The following is a 17,424-nucleotide window of genomic DNA, read 5'->3' on the forward strand; positions in this document are numbered from 1 at the left end:
TGCTTGACCGTTCGCCTGCCGGGGCCGTTCTTGGGGGCTGGTCAAGATAGCATCGGGGGCTGGCACTAGGTCAGGACTGGAGATGCCTCGCAACAGACGTCCGCAGGATCGGGAAGAGAAGCGCGCGGAGATCGTGGTGGCTGCTCGGCGGTTGTTCGTCGAGCAGGGATACGACGCGGCGTCGATGTCGCGGATCGCCCGCGACGCCGGAGTCGTGTCGAACACGCTGTACTGGTACTTCCAGGACAAGGACGCGGTGTTGATCGCGGTCCTGGACGCGGTCCTGGCCGACTCGATGGCCTCCTACAGCGAAATGCTCGGCTCGGGGCTGGCTGACCGGCTGTTGTGGCTGGTCGAGGAATTGGAGCAACTGGGCCGGTTGGTGAGCACGGTGCACACGCGCGCCAAGGAGTCCGCGTCCATTCACGAATGGCACGAGCAGTTCCACGCGCTGGCCGAAGGATTGTTCCGGGCAGAGCTGATCGAGCTCGGCGTGCCCGCTGACGAACTGGATCCGCTGGTCGCGATCGGCGTCTTCGTTGTCGAAGGCTTGCTGACGCATCCGACGGAGCAGGCCCAGCGGCGCGCGGTGATCGAGACGTTGCTGAACAGCGCTCGCAGTCTCGCCGCGGCCGCCGACTGAGTGCCTGCTCTCCGCACGCCCACGAGCCAGGGGGCGACCTACTGCGTGTTGTGTGCGGTGTTGTCGAATTGTGTTGCCAGGAAATAGATTTGGTCACGCACGGCGCGTTCGAAGTGCTCGCCCAGGTAGATGCCGAAGTGGTCGCAGGGGTAGTTCTGGACGTGCACGTGTGCCAGGCCCTGCGCGCGACGCTTCGTGGTCTTCGCGGGCGCGGCCGCGTCGTTGTCGCAGACACACAGCAGCGTCGGAGTGCTGAAGCGAGCCAGCGCGCGACCGGGCCGATCGAGCGGGAGGTGCAGCACCAGCCGTGCGGCCAGGGCGTTGGCGGCATCGAATTCACCGTCCGGGCCGCGCAGTACACCCCATATGCTGTCGCGACCGACACCGGTCACGGGTTCTTCCCCACCGTCGATCTCGGTCAGCGCGATGTTCTTCGACACCTGAGCCCGCACCGACGGCAGCCGTTTCAACAACGCGCTGGTGCGCCGCGAGAGCCGGGTCCCCGCAGGCAGGAGTGCGGAAGCACCGGCGAGGGCGTCGGGTGAGGCCACGAACGCGGGCATCCAGGACGTCCCCGCCATCGGCAACAGGATCGGCTTCGCGCCGAACCAGGAACCGACCGTGTCGAGGATGCCTGCCACTGTCAGCGCTACCACGCTCAGCGGGCCGGTCCGGATACGCGAGCGCAACGACGCCGGTCCATCGGTGAAGGGGCACTGGGCCACGACCGCCGCGATGCGGGTGTCTTCGGAGGCGACCTGAAGGACATGTCCGCCGCCGAAAGAGCTGCCCCACAACGCGATCCGGTCGACATCAACCTCCGACAGTGTGCGTACGAAGGCCAGGGCGGCATGCCAATCGGCGCGTTGGCGGCCGATATCGAGGAGTTGGCGCGGTGCTCCGCCGCTGGCCCCGAGGTGACGGTAGTCGAACACCAGCACCGACCACCCCGCCTCGGCGAACCGTTGCGCGTAGGCATCCAGGCGCATCTCCCGCACCGCCCCGAGCCCGTGTCCCATGATCACCATCGGGCGCGGACCGTTCAGGTCGGGCGCGGTGTACAACCAGGCCGCGCACTCGTCCTGGCCAGAGGCGAACGAAACCTCACGCCGCCGCACCGCTACCGCCTCGCGCCGACCGGCCGGCCCACTCATTTTCATGACTCGCGTCCTCCCGCTTCACCACCACTCTTCTTGGACGCCATCCAAGAAGCAGGGCGCAGCTACGTTAAGGGCTTCTTGGGCGTCAGTCAAGAAGGTGGCGGGGTCACTGATCCACGTTGGCGGCAACTCAACCGCCCAATTGCGCTGTAATCCGCATTAGCCGGACGCCGTCGGACTCGGATGGGTCACCGTTGAGCCGGAAGAGATGGGTTACGGTTGGGCAGGAGTTGACAGTTCGGCGTTGGGTTCACGCGCTGCGGCCCGCGGGATAGCCCGACCATCCACCTCCCGCCGCGTTCTGCCTCGGCGCCATCACCGAGAGGGGCCTCCGAGGTGGGCAAAATCGGGCGGCAGCCGTGACAATCGAGATCGGCCGACCGCCAGGCCGAGCAAAAGCCGGGCAGGCTGCTGATGGGGGCACGGGGATGGGAAGACGACGTGGTCGCCGCGGGTCGGATGCGGCGGCGTTGATGTTCATGGCCGCGGTCGCCGCGATGGTCGCTGCACCCAAGGTCGCGGACATCGCCGAACGGCAAGCCGTGGCACTCGCATCTGCGGGGGTGTGCGCGCCGGCCGTCGCCGGCTGCGCGGCTGCGCTGGCGGTATGGCATCGCCGCCGGGTACGTGCTCGTGATGACGCGCGGGTGCTGGCGGCGTTACGGCAGAACTCGCTGAGTCCCTTCGAGTTCGAGGAGGCGCTGGCGGCGTGTGTCGGAGGGACGGCTGCACCGATGTCCGGGTCGTCGGCGGATCCGGCCGATCCGGGCGCCGACGTGATCGCACCGTCCGGGCGAAGGCAACCAGCGCGCTCGCGTCAGCGCTTGACCACCTGCGTGCCACCCGCGAAGTTGTCGTGCCACCCTTGCTTCGTCGAACTCGCGGTCACTGTGACAGCGATCGCGATGGCCGCGAAGAACCAGAAGATACCGCCGACCCACGGAATCAAGTTGAACAGCATGTACGCGTTGCGTTTCGCCGATTCCACGACATTCGGCTTCGTCGCGCCACCGGCCCCGGTGACATGCAGTCCGAGGAGCTTCTTGCCCGGCGTCGACCCGGTCACCACCTCGAAGAATACGAAGTACAGGAACCCGAATCCGGCGCCAGGAAGAATCGAAACCCATCCCGGCAGGTCGGATACCCGTTCGAGCACCCAGAACAGTAATCCGCCGATGATGCCGGCAATGATCCAGTCGATGAATCTGGCCGCGGCACGGCCTCCGATGCCGGCCGCAGCGACACCGACCACCTGCCCCGGATTCTGGCCGTACCCACCCGCAGTCATCATTCCTCCTCATATCGATCCCATGTCCGACCGCGCACTCACCCGCCGGACTGGCGCGTCGCCCGAAAACCTGTCACTCAGGACATTGCACAGATCGCAGCGACCACTGTAGACCGAGAGTACCGACTCCAGTGCACTATCGCCCGTTCGCCGGACGTGAATTCATCTGCTGCGCACCACTTCTGAAATTGGATACTGAGCCCGCCCAAGTCTCCTCGCCTCGGTGGCGGCGTTCAGGTTGCTCTTGTGACTGCCGCCACGGCGATCCAGTTTCGGGCGATCCACGGCTACTGCTGTTTCGGAGCGGCTGCGCAGTGTCCGCCGCGCCTCGCGACCGAACGCGTCACCACCGGACAGACCCTGCTGGATCAGCCCTATACGCCTCGCCGACGGACAGCACGCCGTCCATGGCCGGATCGATCAGCGCATTGGATTCGATCGCCACTCGCGGCTGCCTTGACCGACCTTTCAACTCACGCTCCCTTTGTCAGTTGAGTAACGAAGCGCGGGGGCGCGGCGATTGCGACACAGTACCCAGAGCCGCTCTCGCCGAGGGCAACTCGCCATCGAAGAAAAGTCACAGATGAGGTCAGATGCCCTACGAATCCGCTCCGTTCTTCCGGCGTCTCGCCGCACGGCTCCTCGACCTTGCTTTCTGCCTGCTACTCACATTCGTCGTCGCCGTACCCGTCGGAATTCTGTTGGTCCCGGTCGCCTTGCTGACGACCGAAGCCCATGAAGCGGTGGTCTACGGATCAGCGGCGTGGCTGTGCTACTTCATCGCCTACGTTGGATTGGAGGTCTTTCTGTTGATCCGACGCGACGGACAGACTCTCGGCAAAGGGCTTCTCGGACTTCGGGTAGTACCTTCTGGAGAGTGGGCTCGGCCAAGGCTGGAATTGCTGCCGGCAGCCTCGCGCATGCTGATCATCTTCCTGCCGTTCGTATTCATGTCCCTGTCGGGATCGAATCCGGAATCAGCCATACTCAATGGGATCGCCGTTGTCGGCTTCCTCGCGCTCATTGTGAGCTTCTTCCTCGCGGCGAATCCCGCGGGAAAACGCCTGGCCCTGCACGATCTGGCAACTGGCAGCCGGGTGGTACGCGCGGCCAAGCGAAAGATCGACTGGAAGAACGACATCCCCATGGTGCTGCCGGGCCGCGTGGACATGCGAAAGCGACCGTAGGCCAGTCCGTTTCGGCCTCGAAATCGCTGAACCGGAGCACAAGAAATTGTGCACTCCAACCGAAGCGGTCTCGAGGCGCCGTTTCTGGTCACCTGGTTCGCGCAGCGTGGTGCCAGGGGCTTGTGAGCCGGTGTGGGCGTCAGCGTTTCCTGGAAACGTGCATGGTGATCCGGGCGGTGACGAAGGCTTTGCCGTCGGCGTCGAGGATATCGACCGGGACGACGAGTTCGGTGGGTTCGTCGCCGAAGTCGGGAATGGGGTCGAGGGAGGCGACGGCGGTCACTGCGGTGGTTGCCTTGGACTTGTATTCCACGGTCATGCCGACCGGGATCCACCGGTGGGTGGCGGGGATGGTGGCGTCGGTCATCATGCCGCCGGCGAGCTCGGCCATGTTGCACGAGGCGATGGCGTGGTAGGTGCCGAGGTGGTTGTGGACGCTGCGCCGGTTGGGGGCGCTGACCCGGCACAGTCCGGGCCGCAGCTCTTGGAGAAGGGGGTGCACGCTGCGGAAATAGGGGGCTTTGAAGCAAAGCGCCTGGGTGAAGAACCAGTTGCCGAATGGCAAGCGCTGCAGTGTGTTCCAGAGCGCGAGATTGGTGCCGGCCGGCTTGTCCGTGGTGATTGTCATCGACGGTCTTCCTCGGTTCGAGCGGTGTCAGCGCAGTGCGGTGGTGACCGCGCTGTACATGGTGGTCTTGATGGCGGCGAGGGTGGCGGGGTCCTTGCCGAGAATGGGGGTGAGCCGGGTTATGGAGGTGGTGAGGACCTCGGTATCGGCGGCGGTGGCGTCGACGAGCCCGGCAGCCAGGGCGTCCGGACCGTTGAAACGGTAACCGGTGGTCATCGCTGTCACGGCGGCCTGGGGGCCGAGCTTGGCCTGGATGAGCGCGGCCATGCCTGGGGTGAAGGGGATGTTGATGTCGACCTCGGGAAAGCAGTAGTAGCCGCGGTCTTCACGCATGACGCGGTAGTCGTGGGCGGTGGCCAGCATGGCGCCGGCGCCGAAGGCGTGGCCGTTCACCGCGGCGATGGTGGGCAGCGGGAAGGTGAGGATGCGGGCGAACAGTTTCTGGACGCGGCCGACGTACCATTCGGCGCGGTCGCCGTTGGCCATCAGCCAGTCCAGGTCGAGACCGTTGGAGTAGAACTTGCCGCTGCCGGTGGTGACCAGCCCTTGCGCGTCGCGCTCGATAGCGTCGAGGTGGGTGTTGACGGTGTCGAGCCAGTCCGGGGAGAAACGGTTTTCGTCGTCGCCGAGGTTCAGTACGGCGATCTTGTCCTGGTAGTGCAGGTTCGCGGTCATGGTGTTTCCTTTCACTTCGTTGTGGTGGGGTGCAGGGGTACGGCCAGTACCGCGCGGACCGCCGCGGCGAGGCGTTGGCGCACTGCGGTATCGGGGCTCCGGCGGCCGCGCAGCAGCAGCGCGGTGGGCAGTTCCACCACGCAATCACGGATGACGGCGACGGCCTCACGGTCGGCGCGGTCGAACACGCCGCGCGACAGATTTACGAACAGCTCGGTCAGGGTCTGATCGAGTCGGCGTAGTTGCTCGGCGATGTCGTCGGGGATCTCGCTGGAACCGAGGAGTTCCCGGCGGGGCACGGTCAGCAGGAAACGCCCCGAAACCGGCTGCTGCACCAGGAATTCGGCAGGGGCGTCGGCGGCCGCGACGACCGCCTCGACGGCACCCCCGTGCGCCAGTGCACGATCCGCGGCCTCACGCTGCAAAGTCAGAAACCGCTGCGCGGCGCGCAGCCAGACACGTCCCATCAGCCCGGCGCGGGAGCCGAAGGCGTGATAGATCGCGCCATTGGACACCGACGCGGCCTCCGAGAGCGCGCGGACGGTGACCGCAGCGGGTCCGGAGTCGACTGCCAACCGTTCTGCGGCATCCATGAGCTGATCCAGAGCGTGTACACGAGGACGGGGCATGGCCGGAGCATAACAGAGCATTCGCTCCATAACTACCAGGGAGTGTGGTCGATATTGGGGTTCCCAGCTCAACGAGCCGCACAGCGGCCCAGCGCACACATGGCGGCGCGGCTCACCCAAGAATTCGAGCACATGCTCTGTTTTAGTTATGGAGCATGTGCTCTCATATGTGAGAGTTCGCACCCGCTCCCGCAGTCCGAGACCTCACTGATCAACCGGGCGGGCGAAGGCGGCGCCAGCCCGTAGCGGGCGGCTCTCGCCGGTTTGGCTCACAAACCGATATCCACCATCCGAGACGAAGGTGAACACCACCATGCCCTCCGACACAGCTACCGAATACGGCTCGTGGCACAAATCGGCGTGCATTTTGTGCGAGAACAATTGCGGGTGCAGATCCTCACCGCCGAGGGGCTGCGGGTCTCCGCGAGATCCGTGGGGACAAGGACCACGTGTCCACCCACGGCTACACCTGCAACAAAACGCTGCGCCTGGACCACTACCAGAACGGCAGTCAGCGCCTGACCACCCCGTTGCGACGGGAAGCCGACGGCAAGTTCACGCCCGTGGACTGGGACACCGCGATCGCCGAAGTCGCGCAACGATTCGCCGCGGTGCGGGATACGAGCTACGCATCATCGAACAAATGCCACTCGACGCCGACCGACGCTGGGAACGATCAGCAATGATCACCGCCGACGACATCTTGACCCGGCTCCGGCACCGACACACCCTTACCCCGACTCCACACCTCCGCCACCACGCTCCCCGAACGGTGGTTCGTCGACGGCGGGCCCGGCACCATCGGACTGATCGCCTCGGTCATACGTCCCTTCTGCCGCGACTGCGACCGGGCGCGACTCACCGCCGACGGCATGATTTACAACTGCCTGTTCGCCAATGGACAGTACTGATCACTGCGACGGGACCGAAGACCTCCTCGCGCGTGACATGTGCATACGGATCGACCTGGTCGATGACGGTTGGCGGGTAGAAGTAACACCTGCCCTCAGGCACCGCACCGCCCAGCGGCACCCGGCCTCCGTCTGCGACCGCAGACTCCACTGCTGCGGCGACGGTATCGCGTTGTGCTGCAATGACCGATGGACCCAGCGTCACTCCGTCCTCGTAGCCGACGCCCATTCGAGCCTGGCTCATTCGAGCGAGATCCGGCGAGCAGACCATTCCTTGGTCCGGCGCAACAGTTCGATCCGGGCCACCACGTGTACTGAGGTGGCTGACGATGCCCGATGCGGGGGTGCTGGACCGGTCGGGCAGTCCGAGCTCGCCGTGCTGACGGAATCTGTTGATCCACTTCGACGCACATTGCCAGGAGATACCCATCTCGGGAGCGACATGGGCGATCGGGCTCGTCCCGCAGCGGTCCACGAGCCGGTGACGGCCCTCGACAGTTAAAGGGCATCACGGTGGGACACGGCGGTTCTTTCGGTCGCGTGGCGGATGTGTGAGTTGGCGCTTCACATCCTGCCGCCGAAAGAACCGCCCCTTTCAGCTCACCGATGCCCGCGTCACCAAGTTCACGACCCAGAACAACTAGTGCACTGCGATTCCCTGGCCGGCCCGCAACTCGATCCCCCGCACACCGAGCTCGGTGCCGGTGAGCTCGGTGTCGATGGTGAATTCGCGGATCGCACGGGGACGGAAGACCAGGCACACGCTGCTTCCACCGTAGCTGAAATACCCGAGCTCTGCGCCCTTGCGCACCCTGCTGCCCACCTCTACGGACATCGAGATGGACGATACTTCGGAGATACCAATAGCGACCAGGCAGAATGTCCCGATGCCCGGATGCTCGGCATTGATGGTGACGATGGTTCTGGTGTTTACACATGACATGTAGGCCTGGGAGTATGTGCCTGCGGTCGTGTCACCCCCGAGAGCATCGACACTACTGAACATCAGCCCAGCCACGGTCTCGATCTTGGTCACGGTTCCCGCGGTCGGTGACCAGAAGCGATGATAGTTCCGGCCGTCGAGAAAGCTCTGGAATACGGTCCCTCCTACGAATTTCCATGAAATACGGTCACCGTTGAGCATGTGATAGATCGAGTAGGGCTGGGACTTGATCCAGAATCGATCGAAGCCTCTGACGTCCTGGGCTACCTTGTAAAGCGTGCCGTCATTGGGGGACACGATCACTCGCGAGTCGTCCGGGGCGGCGACAGGGCGCCTATCTGTCCGGATCTGCCTGTGGAAGAAGTCGTTGAACGACGCGAAGCCCCAGTGAGGATCCGCTGGGTTGGGAATGATGTATTCGTGCAGATTGTTCTTCTCGTACGAGGATGCGCACAACCACCCGTTATCTCCGGTATGCAGCACACCGCGTGATTCCGGGGAGTCGAGGTACCCGCACCAGCTCGCGAGGATTCGCCGCAATCCGTCGTTGAACGCAGTGTTGCGACAGAGCACCCGGCCTGCCGGAGTCTCCATCATATGCACGAACAGCGTCGAGGCCGGGAAGAAGTTCGACCGCCCTGGGTGCGGATTGTATTCCGGAGCGCGTGTCGACAGCAGGTCTAGTGCCCGGACCAGCTCGGGGATGTCGGAGACCGTGCGGTTCGGCTCTGGCACCTCGTCGAGCATGGCCTGCGTGTACATGTGTACGATTGGGTCGCGCCTCAGCAGGTCGGCGAACGCTCGCACCGGAGGGGACCACTGGCCGGGTCCGGTGCCCGATCCGCGGAGTTCCCGCACAGTGTCTGCGAGGAACGTACTGATCTCGAAACCTATATGCGACGAGTAACCACGAAGTGGCGAAATCGATTCGGTCCCATCCAGGTCCACGACTGGCCTCCTCGATCAATGTACCGGGCGCTGGAGGCGCGCGAGATCCACCTTTCCCCCACTGTTGCGCGGCAATGCCGGTAGCACGACAAACTCCGACGGCATGAGATCCGCGTCGAGTCGCCGGCGCAGGTGTTCGCGAATATCCTCGGCCGACAGCGAATTCACCCCTGCAGCGACATAGGCGACCAGAAAATCGACCAGCCCATCGGTGCCCGCAATTCCGACCACGACGCAGTCGATGACGGCCGGATGCTCGATCGCCGCGGATTCGATCTCCGCTGGCTCCACGCGCGTCCCGCGGAGTTTGATCTGGCGATCCGCGCGACCACACCATTCGAGGAGGCCGTCAGTTCGCCATCGGCCCAGATCGCCGGTGCGGTAGCACCGCAGGGACTCCGCCGCGCCGGGCGGGGAAAAGGGGCCAAACCTCGCAGCGCCGTCCGCATCGGCGCCTGCGGTGTAGCCGTCGGGGAGGGACGGCGCGCAGATCACGATCTCGCCGACGGAGCCGTTGTCGCAGAGTCGGTCGTCGCCGTTGACGACGAAGACGCGATACCCGGGAATCGCGCGGCCGACCGGCACGGTCTCGGACCATCGCGCCTCCGGCACCTCCATCCACGTCGCCAGGATGGTCTCGGTAGGCCCGTACAGATTGATCAGCCGAGTGGCTGGCAGGTGCGCCCGCAATGCGGCCGCCAGGTTTCCCGGCAGCGGTTCTCCTGTCAGGAGCAGACACGACAGTGGCGGCAGCCCACTCGACGCGCTGCCGTTGTCGAGGGCATGGACGATTTCGCGCGCGAAACTCGGAACGGTTTGCAGAACGTGCACGTCCTCCTCGGCCAGAAATTTCACGATCCGGCGTGCGTCGTATTTGACCTCGTCCGGCAGGGGAACGACAGTGCCGCCGGCAACGAGCGTGGCAGCGATCTCGCAGAGACTCGCGTCGTAGTGTGTCGAGGCCCACTGGGCCCATTTCACCGGAGGCGCCAACCGGAATTCCCGAACCATCCAGCAGACCAGATCGGTGAAGGCCCGATGGGACTGTGTGACGGCTTTCGGTCGCCCGCTCGAGCCCGAGGTGAACACCGTGTAGCAGGGAGCGTCCAGATCGATCTCGGGTTGCCGAATATGGTTGTCCCGCAGAGCATTCTGGGCGGGGCGCGAGGGGTCGAACGGCGGGAGCGGACGCCGATCCTCGGATGCGGCCCACCCGGTGGACCCGGACGGGCAGTCGGCGGAGACGACGACAATTCCCGGGGGCGAGTCGGTCAGGACCTCGCGGTCCCATCCGGTCGACGACACCGCCAGCGGCACCGTGACAGCACCGGCCCGCATCAGCGCGAGGAATACCACGACGAACTCGGGGCCGACCCCGAGCCGGGTGGCCACGCGATCCCCGGGCCGGATGCCCCAGTCGAGCAAGGTGCCGACGACCTGGTCCGTCCAAGCCTCCAGGCGGCCGTAGGTGAGGTCACCAACAGCCGGAGCGTCGGGACGCGTCGCCGCGTGTGCGCGCACGTGCTCCGGAATGAATGCCGAACGCATTCGTGCCGTCTCTGACATCGTCACTGCACCGGTGCGAAGCCGGAGAGACGACGGGAACCTGCACAACTCGGCAACGACGGAAGCAGATCGTCCACGCCCGGGTCGAGAACCGTCCGGCGCACCGTGGCCAGGAATTCCGAGGCGACACCCGCGTCGTCGCGGAAGGCTGGGGTCGCCTGTTCGAGGCGCTCGAGCAGACCCCGGGTACCGGGACTGAACTTCTCGATACCCACCATCGTCGCGGCCTGATAACAGGCCGCGACGAGCACCGAGACGATCGTGTACACGTTGTCGATGAGCGTGCACGACTTCCGGGCGGCGATCAGGCCCATGCTCACCACGTCCTGGTTCTGCCCGTTGGAAGGGATCGACTTGACTGACGCCGGAGCCGCGAGGTCCAGGTTCTCCGAGGCGATGCTGGTCGCCAGGTACTGTGAGCCCTGCAGACCGGAGTTCAGCCCCTCGTCGCCGAAGGCCAGGAACGCGGGATACGAACGGTTCAGGTGAGGATCGAGTATCCGGTTCACCTGACGCTCGGCCAGCACCCCGATTTCGCATACGGCAACATTGAGGAAATCGCATGCCATGGCGACATACTGGCCGTGGAAGTTGCCGCCGTGGAAAATGGTCTCGGGCGAATCGAAGATGAGCGGGTTGTCGTTGCACGAATTCAGTTCTTCCTCCACCAGGCGCCGACAATATTCGAGAGTCTCGACGATGGGACCGACGATCTGGGGAATGCACCGCAAGGTGTACGCGTCCTGGAGATAGTCGTGAACCTTGGTTACCCTCCCAGAGTTCGCCGCCTCCGCCTGGATGAGCTGCATCACCTCACCGTGGTCTCGGGTGAGTTCGCTACCACCGAGCAGCCCGAGGACCACCTCGGCCACCTCGCACTGTCCCGCGTGATTCTTCAGCTCGTGACCGCGCGGCTCAAATGCCCCGGTCGAGCCCTGCATCACCTGCAGGAACGTGGCCGAGGCCCACAGCGCCACCCGCAGCAGGCGACGTGCCCGGACGAGTGAAACAGAGGCAACCCCCGTCATCGCGGAAGTTCCGTTGATCAGCGCAAGCCCCTCTTTGTATCCCAGGCGCGTCGGCTGCAGACCGGCGTCGGCCAGTGCGTCGGCAGCAGAGTGAATCACCCCCTTTCGGCGGACCTGCCCGGCGCCGATGAGCGAGATCGCCAGATGCGCCAGCGGGGCCAAGTCACCACTGGCGCCGAGTGATCCCTGCTGCGGCACCAGCGGATGGATACCGGCGTTCAGCAGGTCGGCCATCAATGTCAGCGTCTCGGGGCGAACCCCTGAGTAGCCCCGCATCAGGCAGTTGAGCCGGGTGACCGAGATGGCCCGCACCGTCGTGTCCTCGAACAGCGGGCCGCCACCGGCCGCGTGTGTACGCAGGAGGTTGCCCTGCAGCGCCGTCTCGAACTGCGGTGGGATGCTTCTCGTCACCATCTCGCCGAACCCCGTCGTGACCCCGTAGATCGGATGCCCTTCGGCGCCCCATCGCTGGATCCGTCGATGCGTGGCATCGACCATCGCGAGCTGATCGGCATCGAGCTCCACCGGCTCTTGCTTGACGGCGATGTCGTAGACGTCGTCAATGGTCAATTCGCTGCCCCGAATCAGCATGCGACACTCCTTGAAGTCACCGTCAACAACGCACGGCCGCAGCCTGATTCGTTGTATCGAGTCTCGCTGGCCGCGCCTATAGAAGCCTGACACGGAGGCCGGGGCCGCCGGTATCAGCCAATCGGCCTACCTTCGGGCGGCGCCGTCCTACGCCCTGGCCCGGATTACGACGAGCTCGGTCAACCATCCTGATACGGTGGTCGGAGAGGCGGACTCCGGCGGATCTCTGCCCAATTCGGAGTTGTTGCTCATGCCCTGCAGCCAGGCTTGTTGGGACTGCCCCGGCTTTGGTTGACCCGCGAGGTTGATGGGTTCAGGCAGCCAGCGCTGTTGGTTGATTATCTTCCGGACTCGATCGGGGTGACTTTGCCGAGTCCGCGTTGTCGCCGTCTGCGCTGGTAGGTTTTTTCGATTCAGGTCACGATCTCCAGGCTCAGTTCGGCCCTGGTCGACAACCGCCGCCGGTCGAGGGCATTGCGCTGAAGCAGAGCGAAAAGTACTCCATCGTAGCGTTGTCACCACATGCTCCAACGCTACCGATGGATTCACGTATACCTTTTGGGACAGCAGTTAACGATCCTGCGTGACCGGAATTTGCTGCCCCTCTCGGAGTGCACAATCGTGCCAGCCGGTGCCCGCACCGCGATGGCGTGGGCTCGAAGCGTTGACCGCCAGTGAGGTCTTCATACGCGAGTCGAGGGAGTTATCCGACGATCCTGTTGGAATAGCAGTCCTGTTCGCGCACAGATACGGCACAACTCGCTGGCGCGACCGACGAACCGACGCCTACAACATCTATTGGGCGAAACTCCTGGACATGCCCGGACAGGCTGACCGGCGGATCGGCGAGCCGACGGTCAACGAACTGCAAGCAGTCATCAATGGAGGCGCAGGCCGCCCAGCTGATCTCTGAGTTCATCGCGTCGATGACAAAGTTTCACGTCCAGGCCGTTCCCTTGTTCGTCGAGCATGTCGACCGCGAGTTGAAGAGTGGTACGAGGTACCCGCTCGTCGCAGTAATAGCAACGCATGATTTCCGAGCGATGGTTGGGCCTATTGTCGGTGGTACAGAACACGTACGGTTGGCCGTCCTCGATCACGTCCCAGTAGCCGCCTTGGCTGCAGACCAACCTCCGAGTCCCTTACGGCGCGGCGGCTGCGTCGTTCGCCCTGCGGAGCCTTCAGTCAGGACCGGGTACCCGCGTCATGACGAATCACCGTGGGCGGCAGGCCAACTTGCACCGCTCACATTGGTTCGGTGCGATGGCATGATGTCCGATATGGCCAGCCCTACCAAGATCATGATCCGTGGCGAACGCGTCGAGATCACTGCCGACCAAGTCTTTCTTGCCACGCGTGACCAGACGCCGGACAAACCGCACACTTATGGCGTGCTTGTCAACGGTGTCCTCTGGCCCCCGCTCCAGCTGATCGCACTGGCGACAGGCGTCCCGGGCAACTCCGGCGAGACGCGCAACTACAATTCGCACACGGCGTTAAAAGCCCTGAATGAACTGGGATTCCCGACCTTCGAAGAAATCACCTACTCGGGCAACGGCAACGTCGTTGTACGCGAGAACCGCAAGCGCGGCTAACTGGCCGCCGCGGCCCCAGCTATTCCAGCACGGACTTCATTGCGTCTTCGGCGACAGCCGGATGAGCGTGCGACCGAGCACCGCGCCCGTGTCGTGCCATACCGCGATCTCGGCATCGCCTGGCCGTCGCGCTCTACGCCGCCGCGCTGCGCCGCAGCGAAGCTGTCGGCCTGAGCCTGGGCGACCTGACCATCGTCGACGGGCCGGACAACGATCAGCGGCTGCGAATCCGTCTGCGGGGTACCCAAGATCAGCCAAACCGAGGTCGAATACCTATACCTGAAGCGTGGTTCTGGTGATGCCCTGTGGTGCGCGCTGCAGCGGTGGCGGGCCGGTAACCCGCTCGCTGGACCCCACCGGACGTGGCCGGGCACGATGGGAGATGAGGTGGAAGCCCGCACGCACCGCGTTCGCGGTCCCTTCGAAGACCGGATCACCCTGACCGGAAACTGCCAGGACAGCGGTCGATACGGCGGAGATGCTGTGCGGCTCAGTCGGAGAAGACCGACCAGCAGATGCTGTTGCGCCGGGCCTGGTCTTCGAGGACCAGGGCGCGGATGGGGTCGGTGAGCTGGTCTCGCTGCCAGTCACGCTCGATCCGGCCCGCCTGGGGATTGCCGGGATGCGCGCTTCGAACGGCTTTGATCGCGTAGGCGGCGGCACCGAGGTCGTGTTCGGCGACGTGTCCAACGCATGCGGCTTGTCCGGCGGCGTAGGCGGCGAACCGGGCCGCGCCGGTCAGCGGGCGGGCGGCGCCCATCGCGTGTCCGCCTGCTGCCCGGGCTTGCATCATCGGCATGTCGCCTCGCGCCCACGCTCTGGCGGCGGCGATGGCGTCTCGTGGGCGCGGATCGTCGGGCTGTTCGTGCTCGAAATGGCCGAGAACGTGCTCGGCGCATGCCGCCGCCCACAGCGCGAGCAGCTGATGGTCGGCATCGGTCAGGCGGCCACCCCGACGGATCGTCACCATCCGGGGGTCTCGGACCTTGGGCAGGATCATCGCCGCTCCGCCCCTCGCTCGTGCCGCGGTGACGGGGTGCGCTCATCTCGCAGGCGGTTGTCGAGCTGGTGCACGAGCTGGCTGAGCCGGTTCGTGCCGGCGCCGATCCTCGGATAACGACGGAGGACGTCGATCAGCAGTGGCGTCGCGAGGTCGACGATGCGCTCGACCGAGTCGCCGTATTCGTCGCTGGGGCGCAGCTCGAATACTCGGATGGTGTGCGCAGACGCGCGCAGGATGTGGTTGACCTGAGCGGCATCCGCCAGCGGATGCAGATACGCCGATGCGGCGGCATCGCCCGCGGCCATCGCGGCGTGAAACGGCACGGGCGCCGCCGCTTCTCGCCCAGCACGGTGGGCGGCAGGTGCCGTCACCCGCTGGGCGCGAGAGCGGCGGCCTCCGTGGACGAACGCGGCTGCGGCGGCGAGCGCGTCGCGGGGTCTGCTGTCATCGGGGTGACATGCCTCGAACAGCGGAAGTACCTGCTCTGCCGAGGACATGGCAAAAGCCGTCACTGCCCTGATCTCGTCCATGGTCAACGCGAAGTCTGGGGTGCGTTGCTTGCGCCGGAGGGGAGGCTCTGACCGGAGGTTCACACCCTCCGATCGTAACCATGAACGTTCGATTGAACGTTGTGGTCACCTAACCAGGGGATGCGACCGTAAACCCTCAAAGCGATGCCACGTCAGCCGCGAATGACCGGACAGCCGAAACGAGCATCCCCACACCTGAGACGGGCCCACCCGTCCAGCGCCGCTTCCACGCCATCGGACAACTGACCCCTGGTCGGAGGTGTCTACGGTCAGCTTCACGTTCGGGTTGAGGACGCGCAGGAGCGCTTCGAATCGCCGCCCAGGGAAGGCTTGGACGATTTCCCGATGATCACGACCGAGGCCCGTCGGCTGATCTGTGGCTTGGACGTTGCGACGAGCCCGGCTGGCGATCATCTTGGTGGCATCGGTCGATCCACCCAGGACCTCGCCGATTTCCTGGAATGTGAAACCGACTGCGTGCCCGCAGGTTTCGGCGGAATACCTTAGATATCCACTGATCCAGGCCCGTTCGCGCGGTGCCTGCTGCTTGGAGGGCAGTCGGGATGTTCGTAGAACCGCTGTCGAGGCATCGCTATTTTCGGACCGCCGACCCCGAGGTGGCCCGGGCGGGGATGAGCGGCATTCTGCGTGAGCACCGGCTCGATCCGAGCGCCTCCACCATGGAGGCCAGCTGCAATGTCGTCCGGTACGGCGATGTCGGCCTGGTCTACAAGCATTACGGGGTCCAGGTTCGGATCCGGACCGAGCCCATCGAAACCTTCCGCCTGGTTCAAATACCGCTGGCCGGGTGGGCCCGGGTGCTCAACGGGACCGCGGATATCGCCTCCGACCCTGCGGTGGCCTCGGTTCCGGACCCGGACGCGCCCCTGGACATGAACTGGCACGAGAGCAGCAGGCAACTGCTCGTCCGATTCGACCGTGCCGCGTTGGACGACCATTTGCGGCGGATGCTGGGCCGGCCGCCGGATCGTCCGCTGCGGATGGCCGTCGCCATGCAATTGCGGTCACCGGCCGCCCGGACCTGGTTCGAATCGCTGCGCATGCTGCAGGACGACGCCGAAGGCCCCGGCCTGTTCCTGGATTCGCGGCTGCGGCCGCAGATCGAGCAGCTGATGATGTCCCAACTCCTGCTGGCCCAGCCGAACAGCTATACCGAGCTCCTGCTCGACGACGCACCCGGAAAGTCGACGCCGCGTCCCATCCGCCTGGCCGAACAACTCATCACCGACCATGCGCACGAAATGCTCACCATCACCGACATCGCTGAGGCAGTGGGACTTTCGGTGCGGAGCCTGCAAGAGGGCTTCCGGCGATACCTCGACACCACACCGACGGCGCGATTGCGTGAAGCCCGGCTGGTGGGCGTGCACACCGCGCTGGCCGCCGCGGACCCCACCATGACCACGGTCGCGGCGGTGGCCGCGGACTGGGGGTTCTGGCATCTGGGCCGTTTTTCAGCCCTGTACCGACGGCGATGGGGTGTGCCGCCGTCGGTTACGCTGCGCGCCTGAAACGCCGCGCCGCGCCGATCCCGCCGCGCAGCCCGGATAGAACTCGCGCGAGGTGGATAGTCGCGGGCGGTCCGGTCCACCCATCATGAGTGCGGCGCTTTTCCGCCGCACCGATACTCGATCTTATCGGCTTCGAAGGGTCAATCATGTTCTCACTCACATTGTTTCGTCGTCTCAGCGTCGCGGCGGCGGCTACCCTCGCGGTCGCTGGATACGGCGCGGCCCTCGCGCCGGCACCGGCGTCGGCGGCTTACGACTGCCCGGGCGGACTGTTCTGCGGCTACGACCACCGCAACGGCACCGGCATGTTCGTGCAGGTCGACAGCAACTGCCTGCTGCACGACATCGGCAACGAAGGAAATGGAGATCGTCTGAGCTCGTACTGGAACCGCACCGGGAAGACGGTCGGCGTCTACAACTGGACCGGTCAGGAGTGGCAACTGCTCGTCTCGGTCCCCGACAACAGCAAGGGCAATGTGCCCGCCGACGGTGACAACAAGGCCGATGCCCTGTGGGTCTGCGGCTGAGTTGAAATTTACAATAATCGGTAAACCCTCTCGGCGCGCA

17 protein-coding genes and 4 pseudogenes are annotated in these 17,424 nt (G+C 65.0%); 8 read left to right on the top strand and 13 right to left on the bottom strand.

The features are described 5' to 3' along the window. Nucleotides 1-82: 82 nt before the first annotated feature. Nucleotides 83-643: a helix-turn-helix domain-containing protein gene (locus ABZW96_RS25250; RefSeq protein WP_355078098.1), complete on the top strand. Its 561-nt coding sequence runs from the start codon at nt 83-85 to the stop codon at nt 641-643. Between the two features lie 38 nt (nt 644-681). Here the strand turns inward: ABZW96_RS25250 and ABZW96_RS25255 are convergent, their stop codons facing one another. Next, nucleotides 682-1,803, bottom strand: coding sequence for an alpha/beta fold hydrolase (locus ABZW96_RS25255; RefSeq protein WP_355078099.1), 1,122 nt, complete (start codon nt 1,801-1,803; stop codon nt 682-684). An 817-nt stretch (nt 1,804-2,620) separates the two neighbouring features. After that, nucleotides 2,621-3,094: an RDD family protein gene (locus ABZW96_RS25260; RefSeq protein ID WP_355078100.1), complete on the bottom strand. Its 474-nt coding sequence runs from the start codon at nt 3,092-3,094 to the stop codon at nt 2,621-2,623. A 590-nt stretch (nt 3,095-3,684) separates the two neighbouring features. On the opposite strand from ABZW96_RS25260, the gene ABZW96_RS25265 reads away from it, so the two are divergent. Next, complete coding sequence (locus ABZW96_RS25265; protein ID WP_355078101.1) at nt 3,685-4,278, top strand: RDD family protein; 594 nt, start codon at nt 3,685-3,687, stop codon at nt 4,276-4,278. Between the two features lie 139 nt (nt 4,279-4,417). On the opposite strand, the gene ABZW96_RS25270 is transcribed toward ABZW96_RS25265, so the two are convergent. Genes ABZW96_RS25270 through ABZW96_RS25280 form a run of 3 tightly spaced genes read right to left on the bottom strand, consistent with a single transcriptional unit; the run spans nt 4,418 to nt 6,210 of the window. Continuing rightward, the gene (locus tag ABZW96_RS25270; protein WP_355078102.1) at nt 4,418-4,906 is read right to left on the bottom strand and encodes a hotdog fold domain-containing protein; all 489 of its coding nucleotides are present in this window, start codon (nt 4,904-4,906) and stop codon (nt 4,418-4,420) included. Between the two features lie 27 nt (nt 4,907-4,933). Further along, complete coding sequence (locus tag ABZW96_RS25275) at nt 4,934-5,581, bottom strand: enoyl-CoA hydratase/isomerase family protein (protein ID WP_355078103.1); 648 nt, start codon at nt 5,579-5,581, stop codon at nt 4,934-4,936. 11 nt (nt 5,582-5,592) lie between these two features. After that, nucleotides 5,593-6,210 (bottom strand): helix-turn-helix domain-containing protein, encoded by a 618-nt coding sequence (locus ABZW96_RS25280; protein WP_355078104.1) that lies wholly within the window; start codon nt 6,208-6,210, stop codon nt 5,593-5,595. Between the two features lie 449 nt (nt 6,211-6,659). Here ABZW96_RS25280 and ABZW96_RS25285 point away from each other — a divergent pair, with 449 nt between their 5' ends. Together ABZW96_RS25285 and ABZW96_RS25290 are read left to right on the top strand one after the other, a co-directional pair. Further along, the gene (locus ABZW96_RS25285; RefSeq protein WP_355078105.1) at nt 6,660-6,896 is read left to right on the top strand and encodes a molybdopterin-dependent oxidoreductase; all 237 of its coding nucleotides are present in this window, start codon (nt 6,660-6,662) and stop codon (nt 6,894-6,896) included. After that, nucleotides 6,827-7,106: pseudogene (locus ABZW96_RS25290) on the top strand (GTP 3',8-cyclase MoaA); the annotation flags it as partial. The gene ABZW96_RS25285 and the pseudogene ABZW96_RS25290, both read left to right, overlap by 70 nt. A 7-nt stretch (nt 7,107-7,113) precedes the next feature. Here the strand turns inward: ABZW96_RS25290 and ABZW96_RS25295 are convergent. The 6 genes and pseudogenes from ABZW96_RS25295 to ABZW96_RS25320 all read right to left on the bottom strand — a co-directional run. Then, nucleotides 7,114-7,374: pseudogene (locus tag ABZW96_RS25295) on the bottom strand (aldehyde dehydrogenase family protein); the annotation flags it as partial. Between the two features lie 87 nt (nt 7,375-7,461). Continuing rightward, a pseudogene (locus ABZW96_RS25300) lies at nt 7,462-7,596 on the bottom strand (leucine zipper domain-containing protein); the annotation flags it as partial. A 165-nt stretch (nt 7,597-7,761) separates the two neighbouring features. Then, the gene (locus tag ABZW96_RS25305; RefSeq protein WP_355078106.1) at nt 7,762-9,012 is read right to left on the bottom strand and encodes a phophatidylserine decarboxylase associated domain-containing protein; all 1,251 of its coding nucleotides are present in this window, start codon (nt 9,010-9,012) and stop codon (nt 7,762-7,764) included. Nucleotides 9,013-9,027: 15 nt separating this feature from the next. Then, on the bottom strand, nt 9,028-10,578 hold the full coding sequence (locus ABZW96_RS25310) for an amino acid adenylation domain-containing protein (protein ID WP_355078107.1): 1,551 nt from the start codon (nt 10,576-10,578) through the stop codon (nt 9,028-9,030). Between the two features lie 2 nt (nt 10,579-10,580). After that, the gene (gene cmdF / locus ABZW96_RS25315) at nt 10,581-12,197 is read right to left on the bottom strand and encodes a tyrosine 2,3-aminomutase (protein WP_355078108.1); all 1,617 of its coding nucleotides are present in this window, start codon (nt 12,195-12,197) and stop codon (nt 10,581-10,583) included. Nucleotides 12,198-12,535: 338 nt separating this feature from the next. Further along, a pseudogene (locus ABZW96_RS25320) lies at nt 12,536-12,899 on the bottom strand (IS3 family transposase); the annotation flags it as partial. Between the two features lie 578 nt (nt 12,900-13,477). On the opposite strand from ABZW96_RS25320, the gene ABZW96_RS25325 reads away from it, so the two are divergent. Beyond that, entirely contained in the window at nt 13,478-13,792 is a 315-nt protein-coding gene (locus tag ABZW96_RS25325) for a hypothetical protein (RefSeq protein WP_355078109.1), read from the top strand. A 490-nt stretch (nt 13,793-14,282) separates the two neighbouring features. On the opposite strand, the gene ABZW96_RS25330 is transcribed toward ABZW96_RS25325, so the two are convergent. Together ABZW96_RS25330 and ABZW96_RS25335 are read right to left on the bottom strand one after the other, a co-directional pair. Then, a complete protein-coding gene (locus ABZW96_RS25330; RefSeq protein WP_355078110.1) occupies nt 14,283-14,792 on the bottom strand; it encodes a putative immunity protein in 510 nt (169 codons plus the stop codon). Beyond that, nucleotides 14,789-15,325 (bottom strand): putative immunity protein, encoded by a 537-nt coding sequence (locus tag ABZW96_RS25335; protein WP_355078197.1) that lies wholly within the window; start codon nt 15,323-15,325, stop codon nt 14,789-14,791. The genes ABZW96_RS25330 and ABZW96_RS25335 overlap by 4 nt, the downstream gene beginning before the upstream one ends. A gap of 345 nt (nt 15,326-15,670) precedes the next feature. Here ABZW96_RS25335 and ABZW96_RS25340 point away from each other — a divergent pair, with 345 nt between their 5' ends. The 3 genes from ABZW96_RS25340 to ABZW96_RS25350 all read left to right on the top strand — a co-directional run bounded on the left by ABZW96_RS25340 (nt 15,671) and on the right by ABZW96_RS25350 (nt 17,384). Further along, nucleotides 15,671-15,832, top strand: a complete 162-nt coding sequence (locus ABZW96_RS25340) for a hypothetical protein (RefSeq protein WP_355078111.1) — start codon at nt 15,671-15,673, stop codon at nt 15,830-15,832. A gap of 125 nt (nt 15,833-15,957) precedes the next feature. Continuing rightward, nucleotides 15,958-16,857, top strand: coding sequence for an AraC family transcriptional regulator (locus tag ABZW96_RS25345; RefSeq protein ID WP_355078112.1), 900 nt, complete (start codon nt 15,958-15,960; stop codon nt 16,855-16,857). A gap of 89 nt (nt 16,858-16,946) precedes the next feature. Next, nucleotides 16,947-17,384, top strand: coding sequence for a peptidase inhibitor family I36 protein (locus ABZW96_RS25350; protein WP_355078113.1), 438 nt, complete (start codon nt 16,947-16,949; stop codon nt 17,382-17,384). Nucleotides 17,385-17,424 lie beyond the last annotated feature (40 nt).

Source organism: Nocardia sp. NPDC004168 (genome assembly GCF_040610355.1).
GTDB lineage: Bacteria > Actinomycetota > Actinomycetes > Mycobacteriales > Mycobacteriaceae > Nocardia > Nocardia sichangensis.